This is a genomic window from Paraglaciecola mesophila KMM 241 (assembly GCF_000315015.1).
GTDB classification, from domain to species: domain Bacteria; phylum Pseudomonadota; class Gammaproteobacteria; order Enterobacterales; family Alteromonadaceae; genus Paraglaciecola; species Paraglaciecola mesophila.
The window spans coordinates 41,923-55,874 of the sequence record NZ_BAEP01000043.1; the positions used below are offsets into that span (position 1 = coordinate 41,923).

Genomic DNA, 13,952 nt, shown 5'->3' on the forward strand with positions numbered 1-13,952 from the left:
GGTGACAGAACTAGAGAAAATGCATCATATGCAGGTTTGCTCAAGGTCTTGCTTCAGGCGCAGCTTCTGGCCTAAGACCGGATTGAATATGTACAAACTGACTCAATCTATTAACAAAAAGCCCATTGGTTTTTCTTTATAATACCCAGTTTGATGCGTTTGTAATACCCAGCTTGAGGCACTTATGATAGTTCGCGATACCCCTCATTCATTTAAGTTGTTTTTTATTTTGCGTGGGTCGGTTTTACTGCTTATTTACGGAAAAATTCTATTTATCACCTTGCTGGGCGTGGCAGTGGCGGTGGCTCAACATTTTTACCCTAGGGTCTTCCCTGATTTTACCCTTGCACCTGTGGCTTTGTTTGGTGTCGCGCTGTCGTTGTTTCTTGGTTTTCGCAACAATGCCAGTTACGACCGGTGGTGGGAGGGGCGCAAACAGTGGGGGAAATTGGTGGTGGCCTCGCGCAGTTTGTCGCGCCAGTTGATGTCGTACATTGATAGCAGTGAAAAAAAGGGCGTTGAAGCGCAAGAGTATACTATAAAGCTCACCATAGCCTTTGCTCATGCGCTGCGACACCAGCTTCGCCAGACTGACCCATGGCCCGATATACATCAGTATGTCACCGATCAAGACACACCATTCTTGCGCGAAGCAAACAGCCTTCCAGATGCCATACTGAGGTTAATTGCGCAAAAACTTGGCCAGTTTCGTGAGCAGCATTTGTTGTCTGATATTTTACAAGTCAGCTTGCATGAGCATATTACTGCGATGGCAGAAGTGCAGGCAGCGTGTGAGCGAATTCAAACTACCCCGCTGCCATTCGCATACATGTTACTCGTGCAGCGTACGGCATACTTGTACTGCTTCATTTTACCGTTTGGTATCGTAGCGACCCAGGGCTTAGTGACGCCGTTGTTCAGTGCCATCATTGCATATACATTCTTTGGTTTAGATGCGTTAAGTGAAGAGTTGGCTGCGCCGTTTGGTCTATCTGCAAATCACTTACCTTTGCACGCTATTTCTCGGACGATAGAAATTAACCTGCTGGATATACTCGGTGAGAAACCATTACCTGAGCCTATCGAAGCACAAAACCACCGCCTAGCCTAGTGTGCGTTAGACTCCAATTATAAAGACAGCGTGAACGCAATTTTGATTGGTATCTTTTGGATGGTTGCTTGCTTGGTTGATTATTTACTTACTGACTTAGAAATACGTTAGCTAAGGCGCGCTCGATCCCCTTTTTTTATCGCCTGCATAGCAAACAGGCTAAGTGAAAACGTTTAACGGTTATCGCAACAAGCCTTAACCGTTTTTGTAGCAACGCCTAACGAATGGTTGCTGCCATATGATAAAAGCGTTCATCTTCGCTGTGTATCGTAAAACCATTTCTTGCATATAGCGTGATGGCAGGGCTTATTTTTAACACTCGCAGAGTGAGGGTATTGACGTTGGCGTTAGCGGCTCTGCGCTTTGCTTCCTTTACCGCTGCTTTACCAATACCTCGATTTTGAAAGGTGGGTAGCACTTGAAGATCTCGTAAAATATACCCTTCATCGCCTGTCGCTAATCTCATCACACCGACTACTTCTTGCTGAAATACAATATCGAGGTTATCCAGTTCCTGGGTCACTTCAAGTACTTTAGCCACATCCCAATCTGGGGCGAATTGTTTATAGTAGACGCGCATATTTTCATAGGTGAAACGTGCTGCCCGGTGAAGGTTTTCAGTTGCTACAAAGGTGATACTCACTAAGCCTCCTTGTTAGTCGTGTTTACAGCGCTCAGTAACCAAGTTCTCTGTCCACTGTGCCAATCAGCGGCGTTTGATTAATGTAACGCTGCACATTGGCCAGTAAAACTTGGCCTGCGCTATCGTCTTGGGTTACCGCAGCGATATGCGGAGTCACCAAAACCTGAGGGTGCTGCCATAGTGGGTGAGTTTCAGGCAGTGGCTCGATAGCAAATACATCGAGCACTGCATAGGCCAAATGCTCTGCGTCCAGCAGAGTGATTAGATCTTCTGGAATAAGTTGTTCACCGCGCCCCACATTAATCACGCTGGCCCCTTTGGGGAGCTGGCTTAGGGTTTCACAATTAAGTATGCCTCGGGTTTCAGGCGTGAGGGGGACTAAGCTGACTAAAATATCGGTTTGGGCTAGAAACACCCCTAATTCAGCATCGCCACTAAAACACGTTACCTGTTCGACCTGTTTCGGACTGCGACTCCAGCCATTGACGCTAAAGCCAAGTTGTAAAACGGTTTGTGCAGCAGCTTGACCTAGACTACCCAGCCCAAAAATACCGATGCGCCTTTGCTTATTAGGCACTGTGGGGATGGGTTGCCACGAACCGGTTTTATTCGCGTTGATATAGGCGAAGGTATCTCGATGAATATTTAGCACATGCATAGCAATAAATTCGCTCATGCCTTTGGCAATACCTGGGTCGAGCATACGTACTACCTGAATATGCTCAGGTACGCTGGCTAAATCGAGTTGGTCAACGCCTGCCCCAACAGAAAAAATGACTTTTAGATTGGGGTAGTCTTGTTGGTAATCACGGGGTAATTTCCACACTATCATCAGCTCGATCCGGGCTTTATCTTCAACGTGTGGCCAGTGGTGCCAAGTTACATCGGGTAGAGCATCAGCGAACAATGCTTGCCAGTTATCGTTGCGTGATTGAGGGCCGCGAAAAAGCACATGGGTTGTCATGAAAATTTGCCTCGTTATTCGAACATTATTTGTGTGGCGGTATCCTATCCTGAGTGAGGTAAAATTGGTATTCGCTACAGGCGTTTCGGCGGATGCTTTTATTAGAACAGCCTCACAGGAAAAATTTTATGGGAAAAACTAACCTACTTAGATCGAACGAATTTATGGGGCACTTAGCCCCAATATTCTGTGATTCTTTTTTTCCCGTGACACAACGTTTGCTTACAACGTGCTGTCTGGTTGGTTTTCTGGTGCGGCTTGAATGAAGGCGTCGAGTTCGTTGCAGGCTTGATAGGCACGCATTATTCTTGGGTAAGCTTGCATATCTACTTTGAATCGCAGAGCGTTGTATACCTGCGGCACTAAATAAACGTCGACCATAGTCACCTGATCCCCCATAGCGAAAGCAGACTGCGTATTTTCTGCTGCAAGCAAGCGCTCAATAGCTTCAAATCCTTGTTCAATCCAGTGGCGATACCATTGCTGTTTTTGCTCATCTTCAATGGCCAACTCATTGCTGAGGTACTTCAGTACGCGTAAATTATTCACTGGGTGAATGTCGCAGGCGATCATGTCAACTATGCTGCGTACCTTGACAGCATCCATTAGGTCTTCGGGCATTAAAGAATGTTGCGGATACTTGGCCTCAATATACGCGAGTATTGCCCCTGATTGAGTGATAATTTCGCCGCTTTCAAGTTGTATACAAGGCACAAGTCCTTGTGGCTGCAGGGCTTTATACGTTTCGCTTAAATGCTGGCCTTTAAGTAAATTTACCGCTACCAATTGATGCGTAATGCCTTTTAGATTTAAGGCTATACGCACCCGATACGCAGCTGAAGAGCGAAAGTAAGTAAACAGTTTCATTGTGTTAGCTCCTGAGCATCATTCTGAGAATTTTTCTGTGCATCAGTTTTCATTGTTTGAACCCCGTTGAGAGCAAGACAACGGCTCCCAACGGAATTTCACTCATTTAACGGACGATAATTTAGAAGACTGCAGGCAATAACGTGCCCACCACTTCACCGAAGCCAATAGTTACCGCACCGTCGCGGCGGCAATGGGCGCGCATAATAATAGCGTCTCCGTCTTCTAGAAATTTACGGGTTTCGCCGTTATCTAACGTCAGGGATTTTTTGCCCCCTTGGGTTAACTCGAGCAACGAGCCTGCTTCATCTGCTTCTGGGCCTGATTGCGTGCCTGAGCCTAGCAAATCACCTGGGGTCATGGGACAACCATTCACACTGTGATGCGTGACAAGTTGCGCCGGTGTCCAATAAGAGTGTATGAAGTTTGACGCTGATAATTGCTGAGGTGTTTGGTCGTTTTGACGCATTTTTTCGGTTTGAATTAGACAACTCAGTGCAATATCAAGATTACCGGCTTGGGTGTTGGCTTCGCTGGTTAAATATTCAAGGGGTTGTGGATCACTCTCGGGGCGTGTGAAGGCTTCTCTAAATGGTGCCAAGGCTTCTGTGGTGACGATCCAAGGGGAAATGGTTGACGCGAAGTTTTTCGCTAAAAATGGCCCAAGAGGTTGGTATTCCCACGCTTGAATGTCACGCGCTGACCAGTCATTTAAAATACACATGCCAAAAATATGCTGCTCTGCTTCGGTGATCTTAATACGGTGACCTAGGGTGGTGCCTTGACCAATAAACACGCCCATTTCCAATTCGTAATCAAGACGCTGACACGGGCCAAAATCTGGTGTGATGGCGTCTGGTTTTTTGGTTTGCCCCACAGGGCGAGGGAAGGTTTGCCCAGACACTCCAATACTTGAAGAGCGCCCGTGATAACCAATTGGCACCCACTTATAGTTAGGCAGCAAAGGGTTGTCTGGGCGAAACAAGCTGCCCACTGCGGTTGCGTGGTGAATAGAGGTATAGAAGTCGGTGTAATCCGTGACGTGGCAAGGCATGTTAAATTCAGCGTCGGCTTGCGCAATTAAGCAACTCTCAAGCGCAGCTTGATGTTCAGAACCTTCAAGCAAGGCATTTGATAGCGCTAAACGCAGGGCTGAATTTTGAGTTGCCCCTAAACCCATGAGGGTATTCAAACTTGTTTCACTGGCCGCTTGGGTTGCTCGTTTGGCATCGCCATGCAATAAGTTCAAAGCGGCGACTTTGGCCATATCAAGAATGGAATCTCCGATGGCAACGCCCCCGCGCCATTGGTCTTTGGTGTTTACTTCACGAAATATCGCGAAGGGCAGGTTTTGGATGGGAAATTGCTCGTGGCCGTTGGCTGAAGTTACCCAGCTTTTGCGTGCTGGATCGTGGGTTTCATTGAGTAAAGTCATTATTTCATGTCCTATGTCATCAGCGAGCAATTAAGGCTGGCCGTTAAAATGTTTTTTAAGGTCACCCCAGCAAGCCAAGTAGTTGTTTTGGCGCAAAGGGGTGTTAAGGGCAAATTTTGTGGGCGCAATGATGTAGCGCGACTCAAGCATGAATGCCATGGTGTTCTCATAGCGCTGAGGCACAAGCTCTGCTTGGCTGGCTTTGTCGAATACGTCGGCCTCGGGACCATGAGGTGTCATGCAGTTGTGTAAGCTCATGCCGCCGGGTTCGAAGCCTTTTTCTTTAGCGTCATACGTGCCTTCAATTAAGCCCATAAATTCGCTCATAAAGTTTCTGTGATACCAAGGTGGGCGGAACGTGTTTTCAGCCACCATCCAGCGCGGCGGAAATATTACAAAATCGACGTTGGCTACGCCGGTCTCGCTGCTTGGTGAAGTCAGTACGGTAAAGATTGACGGGTCGGGGTGATCGAAGCTTACGGTGTTAAGTACATTAAACCGCGACAAGTCATACTTGTAGGGCGCGCTGTTGCCCACCCAAGCCACCACATCAAATGGACTGTGGTTTTGCTTGGCTTGGTAAAATTCACCGCAGAATTTAGCGATGACTACGTGTTCGCCTTCCGTTTCCTCAAAATAAGCCGTGGGATATTGAAAATCTCTTTGATTAGCAAAGCCGTTAGCGCCTGCTGGGCCACGCTCGGCGAGCTCCATAGGGCTGCCGTAGTTTTCGCACACGTAACCTCTGATGGGGCCCTGATTGGGCTCAATCTTGAACTTTATGCCTCTGGGGATCACCAGGATTTCCCCCGGTTTAATGGCTAACTTACCCATTTCGGTTATCGCAATGAACTCCCCAAGTTGAGGAATAAAGAGTAACTCCCCGTCAGCGGAATAGAACGAACGATCGCCCATACCTTGGTTGGCGCTGTACACATGAATACCGATCCCTGATTGACCTCGCACATCACCATTGGCCGCCATGGTGGTTAAGCCATCAATAAAGTCTGTTGGGGCTTCTGGGATGGGCAGGGCGTCCCAGCGCATGACATTGGGCGGGCAATCCACCTCGGTGATAGGCCCTGAGCGCACAGCGCCTTTATCCATTTTATTAAAGTCACCCATGGCAATAGAAGGGCGAATTCGGTAAGTCCACGTGCGCCGGTTTTCGTGACGTGGGCGCGTAAATGCACTGGTACTAAATTGCTCGGCGTAGAGCCCATATGGGCAGCGCTGTGGGCTGAACTGCCCTATAGGGAGCGCACCTGGTAGGGCTTCTGTTTGGTGTTCGTTATTGAAACCAAATAAGTAGGTCAATTCGGTATTTGTATTCATATTTACCTCTATGAACCTGTTTATTAAAAGAGGAGTTTAAGGTTCAAAGTTTTAGTCAATGGTGTACTACTTGTGTTTTAATCTAATTTTTTAATAAACTGATGACAATAAATTCACAGTTGAATTACGTATTTAGATCAGTGAGTTATTCAGCGAACTGTAAACTTATGTTTCGTTTTACGTCTGCGTGACTGCTTATAATCCCCTTTGATAACTAAACTGCCCTCAAATAATAGGTAAATTATGTTTTCGAATTCACTGCACACAGCCTTAACTCAGTTACCGCTAGTGGCGATTTTACGCGGCATCACACCAGAGGAGGTGGTTGATGTCGCCCAAGTTCTTAAAGAAGAAGGCTTTAACATAATTGAAGTGCCGCTTAATTCTCCTGAGCCTTACCAAAGCATCAAACGCTTAGTGGATGCGTTTGGTGATCAGTTATTAATCGGCGGCGGTACGGTGTTGAGCACCGCTCAAGTGGATAAGATTTATTCTGTAGGCGGCAAACTTATCGTCTCTCCCAATGTAAATGAACAGGTTATTCGTCGTTCTAAATAATTGAGGTTGTGTTCTGTCCCTGGGTTTTACAAAGTAACCGAAGCGTTTAAGGCGATTGAGGCTGGGGCCGATGGGATCAAATTGTTTTCCACTGATACGATCGGGGCCGAAGGCTTAAAAGGGATGATGGCGGTTTTCCTGAGGACATACCTGTATTGCCTGTAGGCGGCATTACAGGTGAAACGCTCCCGGAGTTTTTGAGGGCTGGGGCAGGAGGATTCGGTTTGGGCTCTGGTTTATATCAAGCGAGTATAAGCGCTGATGAGGTAATGCTGAATGCGAAAGGCTATATACGAAGTTATAAGAATGCGTTAGAAAACGTATAAGAATGAAACCAACGGTAAGCATGTGCGCAGTTGCAGGCTAGATGTTAAAGCAAATACGATAAAGCAATTCCATTAGGACATAAGCAGTTGAACATGATGAAGTGGCAAGCGGTACATGCAATAAAGGTAAAAAACCTGTGTTTATTGGTCTCTTTTTTGTTGGCAGCGCTCTTTAGTGTCCAGAGCACAGCGGTCACTGTTGCGAACGACTCAACAGCGCCTAAAAATGTGGCACCTGCCTACGCTGGTGCGCAAACTTGCCAAAGTTGCCACCAAAGTGAGTATGACCAGTGGCAGCAGTCTGATCACTTCAAAGCCATGCAAACGGCGAACAAAGACACTGTGCTAGGTGATTTCAATGATATTGAAGTGAACTTTCACGACATAGCGACCCGCTTTTTTATTGAAGATGGCCAGTACAAATTAACCACTACCAACAAACAGAATAAAGTCCAAACCTTTGCTGTGCCGTATACTTTTGGTTTTTACCCGCTACAGCAGTACTTAGTTGATGTGGGTGATGGGAAGTTACAAGCGTTTAACATCGCATGGGACAGTCGCACTAAAGAAGAGGGCGGGCAACGTTGGTTTCATTTACAGCCTATTGAAAAAATCACCCCTGAACACCCTTTCTTCTGGCAGCGTCATTTTCAAAACTGGAATAGCAGATGTGCTGATTGTCACACAACCGATCTTAAACGTAATTTTGAACCTAAAACTAATTCTTTTGATACTCAGTTCAGTGAAGTGAATGTAGCCTGTGAAAGCTGCCACGGGCCCGCAGGACAACACATCAAGCTGGCTAAAAAGGGTGAGCTGAGCGGCCAAGATTCAGGCTTTAGTCAAACCTTACCCGAGCTAAAAAACTTTTCATTTAGCCCAAATAAGCCGATTGCCCATGCCGATGGAAAACCAAACAACAGTGAAATTAATGTGTGTGCGCGTTGCCATTCGCTGCGCACGCCATTGTCACACCCCTTCTCAGACAACAAACAAAATTACAAAAAACAAAATTACAAAGACACCCATGATAAAAATGCCCTTGCTCACAGTGCTAATCAGCCTCAGCAACGCTTTGTGGATGACAACCGCTTAGAGTGGATCCGTGCGCCGTTTTATCATGCTAATGGCAGCATTAATGAAGAAGTGTTTGTGGCAGGCTCTTTCATGCAAAGTAAGATGCAACATGCCGGAGTGACCTGCTCGAACTGTCATAATGCCCACACGGGGAAAGTCAAAATTCAAGGCAATGGTTTGTGCTTGCAATGCCATCAGGCGGAAACCTTCAATACACCAGAGCATCATCACCATACGCCGCAAACAGATGGCGCTATGTGCGTTAACTGTCACATGCCTGAAAAAACCTATATGGGTGTGGATGACCGGCGCGACCATAGCTTTTTGATCCCGGATTTGAGCTTTAACAACGCGGCAAGTGAGCCTCAATCCTGCTTGGCCTGTCATGATAAAACCGACAAGCATTGGCGAGAAGCCAGTCACAAGCTATGGGGTAGTAATTCGAAGGTAAATGAATGGAAAGCGGCTCGTGAGCATGTACAGAACGCAGCCCCTCAAGGGTTGGATGAAGCCATCGCCTTTATTCAAAACCCTGAGCACAGCTATTTGCGCAGGGCATCTTTACTGGCGGATTTAAGTCAGTACCGCTCGCAAGAGGGGGTAGATATCGCTCTTGCAAACCTAGAAAACGATAATGCTTTGCTGCGCCGAGCTGCGGTAGAGTCGCTAGAAATCCTAAGCCCCCAAGCTCGTTGGCAGGTGCTGAGTCAGAAACTCGATGAGCCGAGTAAATCAGTCCGTTTTGAAATGGCAAGAACGCTAGTAGAAAGTGTGGGTCAGTTATCGCGCTCAGATAAAGCCAAGCTGATACCACTGTTAGATGAATATCGAGATATGCTTGCGTTAAACGCAGACTCACCGATTACCCAATTAGCCCTTGGTAATTTAGCTAGTAACCTTGGGGATTTAGCAGGGGCAGAGCAAGCGTATTTAACCGCGTATAAAATTGAACCCAGTTATATACCTGTGTTAATTCAAATTTCTGAATTTTACCGTCAGCAAGGTCAAGATAAAAAAGGCGCGGGCTATTTGAGTAAGGCATTGAAAGTTGAACCGAACAACGCCCAAGCTAATCATGCGTTAGGTTTATTCAAAATTCGTCAGAAACAATATGGACAAGCCTTAGCGAACTTGAAAATATCGGCCCATAGTGACGAAGCCTTGCCGTCTTTTGCTTATATTTACGCTGTTGCCCTTGACCACCAAAGCCAGACTAATTTGGCTATCACTGAACTGGAACAGGCCCATCAGCGCTGGCCAGCTGATACTGACGTGTTAAGTGCGCTCATCAGCTATTTAAATAAAACGGGTCAAACCGATAAAGCGCAGCAATACCAGTCTATGTTGCGCGCGTTGCAAACTTAAATATGCATGCGCGTGGCTATGATTTGGCGCATAACTCGAATGCTTAACCAGGCGCTAGTTAATAAAGAGATTGAGGATTGATTTTTATGCAACCCACTGACATTCGTCTGTTTATCCCGTCTAAAGACTTCGCTGTATCGCAAGCATTTTATCAGGCTTTGGGGTTTATCAAAGATCCTGTTAACGACCAGTTATGCATATTCAGTAGTGGCGAATGCACGTTCTTTTTGCAGAATTTTTATAACCAATCGCTCGCTGAGAATCTAATGATGCAGCTTATCGTCAAAGATATTAACGCGGCGCTTAAGCAAATCGAAAGTATGGGCGAGTTAGTCGATAAGTACGAACCCATTCAGCAAGAAACTTGGGGCAAGGTAATTTACTTATGGGGGCCAGCTGGTGAGTTATGGCATATCACCGAGTTAACCGTTTAACGTTTAATTTCATTTAGGACACAAATTATTGCAATACACAAACTGCACAGCTCGAATCTATACTCGATTAGATATTCGAGCTGACCGACGCCATTTTAATCCCCGCAAACAGCAAAAATCCGCCCGCTGACTTATTGATCATATTCACAACGGATGCTTTAACCGAGCCGCTAGAAAGCTTTTGCCCAATGTATGCATACATGGTGTACGACAGCAAATCGACCACCAAACACGAAGCGCCCATGATAAATAACTGCAGTAAAATAGGTTTTTCAACATCAATAAACTGTGGCAACAAGGCTAAAAAGTAGAGCAGTGCTTTAGGGTTTGCTAATTCTACGATAAACCCCTGACTAAACAGTGCGATACCTTTAGCATTTGAGCTGGCACTTTTATTGATCCTCAAGCCGCCGCTTTTACTCAGAATGGCATTTAAGCCTAAGTACACCAAGTAAGCCACACCTACCCATTTGATTATCGAAAAAACGAAGTTCGAAGCTACGAGTAGCGAAGCAATTCCTGTGGCAGACAACAAAAAATACACCACGTTGGCGCTGGCCACGCCGGTTACTCCAAATATGGCTTTTTTAGCGCTATGGCGAGCCCCCTGAGAGGCAATGGTAATTACCGCAGGCCCAGGCGACATACATACGATTATGGTCGTGGTGAGAAAAATAAAATAGGCGTGAATGTCCATGGGCACTTCCAACTGTTTTGCGGTGGCTTTAATCTATATTGCGCGTAACGTGCGTATTATCTTATGAGTAGCTGGAACTAAAGCTAGGTTGTAAATATCTGCGAGAAACAGAGCTCAAGGCGCGTAATGTACGATGAACATGCATTATTTACCAGCACGGTGATTAACGCTGGAACGCAGATTTTGGCTATGTCGCTAATTATTCCTGACGTGGGTCAATAACATGAATATTAGATAAATATAATATAACCTCACTATTGACAGAAAATGACCAATAGGAGTAAAGTTCACAAAGTTTCAGTAATTACTGAAACTTTGGAAAGATTTACGCCATCCACCTAACTTTGATATTCGTTTTTGTCGCAGCGCGACTCAATAGGAGCCCTTGAGATGATAGATGAAACCTTCGTGGATCTATCACGATTACAGTTTGCGATCACCGCACTGTACCACTTTTTGTTTGTACCTCTGACCTTAGGCATGACATGGATTCTCGTGATCATGGAATCTGTCTATGTGATGACAGGACGCGAAATTTACCGTGATATGACTAAGTTTTGGGGCAAGCTATTCGGAATAAACTTTGCTATAGGGGTAGCCACTGGGCTAACCATGGAGTTTGAATTCGGTACCAATTGGTCGTATTACTCACACTACGTGGGCGACGTGTTTGGTGCTCCATTAGCGATAGAGGGCTTAATGGCTTTCTTTTTAGAATCAACCTTTGTGGGTATGTTCTTTTTAGGCTGGGACAGACTAACGCGCCGTCAACATTTAGGTGTAACGTTCTTGATGGCGGTAGGTACCAATCTATCTGCGTTGTGGATTTTGATTGCCAATGGTTGGATGCAAAACCCAGTCGGCGCAGAATTCAATTACCAAACCATGCGTATGGAAATGACTAGCTTTGCTGAGCTGGTGTTCAACCCCGTGGCGCAGGTTAAGTTTATTCATACCGTTTCAGCGGGTTATGTTGCTGCGTCAATGTTCGTGCTTGGGATCAGCAGTTATTACATCCTAAAAGGACGTGATATTTCTTTTGCTAAACGCTCATTCTCCGTGGCCAGTGGCTTCGGCTTAGCGTCAATCCTGTGTGTTATTTTACTCGGCGATGAATCGGGCTATGAAGTGGGTGAAGTACAAAAAGTGAAACTCGCGACAATCGAAGCTGAGTGGCACACAGAAGAAGCACCAGCAGCGTTTACCATGTTTGGCTTCCCCGATTCAGAAGAGCAAGTGACCCGTGCTGCTATTAAAATCCCATACGCGTTAGGCATTATTGCTACGCGCTCACTCGATGAAGAAGTGGAAGGGATAAGCGATTTAGAAAAAAACCATGAGAAACGTATTCGTAATGGCATGCTAGCTTATGAATATCTGGATAAACTCAGAAACGGTCAAGACACACCAGAGAATATTGCCACATTTGATGGGCTAAAAGCCGATTTGGGCTACGGTTTATTGCTTAAGCGTTACACGCCAAATGTGGTTGATGCCACCGAAGCAGATATCCAACAAGCGGTGAAAGACTCCTTCCCACTGGTAGGGCCGATGTTTTGGTCATTTAGGATCATGGTGGCGTGTGGTGTGGCTATGCTCATCGTTTTTGCACTGGCTTTTTACTATAACGCGCACCGAGTTATTGAACAGAAACGTTGGTTGCTGTGGGCCGCGGTGTTCAGTATTCCGCTGCCTTGGATCGCCATAGAGTTTGGTTGGGTGGTCGCAGAATACGGCAGACAACCTTGGGCAATTTCAGAGATTTTACCCACGTTCCTGGCGACCTCGTCATTGACCACAAACGACTTGATTATGAGTATTGCTGGGTTTGTGATCTTTTATACCGGCTTGGCAATCGTTGAAGGTTGGTTAATGTTGCGATTTGTTAGGCAAGGACCGAGCTCATTGCACACCAATAAATATCATTTCGAGAAAATAAACCAACAGCCGGCTGAGGAACAAGGAGCGCAATCATGATTTTTGATTACGAGACGTTGAAATTATTGTGGTGGTTGATCATTGGTATTCTACTGATTGGCTTTGCGGTAACTGATGGCATGGATATGGGCGTGGCTATGCTGTTGCGCCTAGTAGGTAAAACGGACAGCGAGCGCAGAACGGTTATTAATACCATCGGCGCGCATTGGGATGGCAACCAAGTGTGGTTTATTACCGCCGGTGGCGCATTATTTGCGGCCTGGCCCATGGTGTATGCCGCGGCCTTCTCCGGTTTTTACTTTGCTATGTTGCTGGTGTTGTTCGCTCTGTTTTTCCGCCCATTAGCGTTTGATTACCGTAGTAAAATTGATACGTACCGCTGGCGTAACAATTGGGACTGGGCGCTACTCGCAGGCAGTGCCATTCCAGCTTTAGTATTCGGTGTTGCGTTTGGCAATCTGTTTTTAGGGGTGCCGTTTAATATCGACAACTTGCTGCGTGCTAGTTACCAAGGTTCGTTCTTCGGTTTACTTAATCCATTTGGCATCTTAGCCGGCTTGGTTAGCATTACTATGTTAATGGGCCATGCGGGCATGTGGTTGCAGCTACGCACCGACAGCGATGTTGCCAAGCGCTCTGGTCAATACGGTCGTTATGCATTACTGGTATTTATCGCGTTGTTTGCCATCGCAGGGTTCTGGGTAGCCAATATGGACGGGTATCAAATTGTCAGCATGCCTGACACCCAAAGTTATGCTAATCCTATTGGTAAAGTGGTTACCTCAGCGCCAGGAGCGTGGTTAGACAACTACAGCGCAATGCCACTAACGTTAATATTCCCTGCACTGGGGATTGGCATGGCAGCGGTTGCGTGGTTCTTCTCAAAAGTGGGTAAGCCTGCGCTTGGTTTGGTTTCTTCTAGCTTGATGTTAGTGGGCGTTATTATGACGGCGGGGGCATCGTTATTCCCATTCGTTATGCCTTCAAGCAACAATCCTAACGTAAGTTTAACCATGTGGGATGCGGTTTCTAGCCATATGACGTTAAACGTTATGTTTGTGGCGGCGGCTATTTTTGTACCATTGATTTTGGCCTACACCACTTGGTGTTACGTGAAAATGTGGCGCAGGGTGACAGTGCATGAAATTGAAAATAACACCCATGGTAGCTATTAAGTGCGGGTTAGTTGAATAATTTGCAGG

General features: G+C 46.2%; 12 protein-coding genes. 6 read left to right on the forward strand and 6 right to left on the reverse strand.

Going from position 1 to position 13,952, the window contains the following annotated elements; genetic code table 11:
* Positions 1-184 precede the first annotated feature (184 nt).
* The gene (locus GMES_RS09785; RefSeq protein ID WP_006992505.1) at positions 185-1,111 is read left to right on the forward strand and encodes a bestrophin family protein; all 927 of its coding nucleotides are present in this window, start codon (positions 185-187) and stop codon (positions 1,109-1,111) included.
* A 217-nt stretch (positions 1,112-1,328) separates the two neighbouring features.
* On the opposite strand, the gene GMES_RS09790 is transcribed toward GMES_RS09785, so the two are convergent.
* The 5 genes from GMES_RS09790 to hmgA form a co-directional block, all read right to left on the reverse strand.
* On the reverse strand, positions 1,329-1,754 hold the full coding sequence (locus tag GMES_RS09790) for a GNAT family N-acetyltransferase (RefSeq protein ID WP_006992506.1): 426 nt from the start codon (positions 1,752-1,754) through the stop codon (positions 1,329-1,331).
* Between the two features lie 31 nt (positions 1,755-1,785).
* Positions 1,786-2,718 (reverse strand): 2-hydroxyacid dehydrogenase, encoded by a 933-nt coding sequence (locus GMES_RS09795; RefSeq protein WP_006992507.1) that lies wholly within the window; start codon positions 2,716-2,718, stop codon positions 1,786-1,788.
* Between the two features lie 222 nt (positions 2,719-2,940).
* Complete coding sequence (gene maiA, locus GMES_RS09800) at positions 2,941-3,585, reverse strand: maleylacetoacetate isomerase (protein WP_006992508.1); 645 nt, start codon at positions 3,583-3,585, stop codon at positions 2,941-2,943.
* Positions 3,586-3,706: 121 nt separating this feature from the next.
* Positions 3,707-5,020, reverse strand: coding sequence for a fumarylacetoacetase (gene fahA, locus GMES_RS09805; protein WP_006992509.1), 1,314 nt, complete (start codon positions 5,018-5,020; stop codon positions 3,707-3,709).
* 30 nt (positions 5,021-5,050) lie between these two features.
* A complete protein-coding gene (gene hmgA, locus GMES_RS09810) occupies positions 5,051-6,355 on the reverse strand; it encodes a homogentisate 1,2-dioxygenase (protein WP_006992510.1) in 1,305 nt (434 codons plus the stop codon).
* Positions 6,356-6,598: 243 nt separating this feature from the next.
* Between hmgA and GMES_RS22815 the strand changes: the two genes are divergently transcribed.
* The 3 genes from GMES_RS22815 to GMES_RS09825 all read left to right on the forward strand — a co-directional run bounded on the left by GMES_RS22815 (position 6,599) and on the right by GMES_RS09825 (position 10,115).
* A complete protein-coding gene (locus tag GMES_RS22815; RefSeq protein ID WP_006992511.1) occupies positions 6,599-6,913 on the forward strand; it encodes a beta/alpha barrel domain-containing protein in 315 nt (104 codons plus the stop codon).
* Between the two features lie 422 nt (positions 6,914-7,335).
* Complete coding sequence (locus GMES_RS09820; protein WP_083879598.1) at positions 7,336-9,681, forward strand: multiheme c-type cytochrome; 2,346 nt, start codon at positions 7,336-7,338, stop codon at positions 9,679-9,681.
* A gap of 86 nt (positions 9,682-9,767) precedes the next feature.
* Positions 9,768-10,115, forward strand: coding sequence for a VOC family protein (locus tag GMES_RS09825; RefSeq protein ID WP_006992514.1), 348 nt, complete (start codon positions 9,768-9,770; stop codon positions 10,113-10,115).
* A 67-nt stretch (positions 10,116-10,182) separates the two neighbouring features.
* Here the strand turns inward: GMES_RS09825 and GMES_RS09830 are convergent, their stop codons facing one another.
* Positions 10,183-10,812 carry a LysE family translocator gene (locus tag GMES_RS09830; RefSeq protein WP_006992515.1) on the reverse strand — a complete coding sequence of 210 codons (630 nt, stop codon included), beginning with the start codon at positions 10,810-10,812 and terminating at the stop codon, positions 10,183-10,185.
* 390 nt (positions 10,813-11,202) lie between these two features.
* On the opposite strand from GMES_RS09830, the gene GMES_RS09835 reads away from it, so the two are divergent.
* Positions 11,203-12,789 carry a cytochrome ubiquinol oxidase subunit I gene (locus GMES_RS09835; RefSeq protein ID WP_006992516.1) on the forward strand — a complete coding sequence of 529 codons (1,587 nt, stop codon included), beginning with the start codon at positions 11,203-11,205 and terminating at the stop codon, positions 12,787-12,789.
* Complete coding sequence (gene cydB / locus GMES_RS09840; protein WP_006992517.1) at positions 12,786-13,925, forward strand: cytochrome d ubiquinol oxidase subunit II; 1,140 nt, start codon at positions 12,786-12,788, stop codon at positions 13,923-13,925. Before GMES_RS09835 ends, cydB begins: the two co-directional genes overlap by 4 nt.
* Positions 13,926-13,952 lie beyond the last annotated feature (27 nt).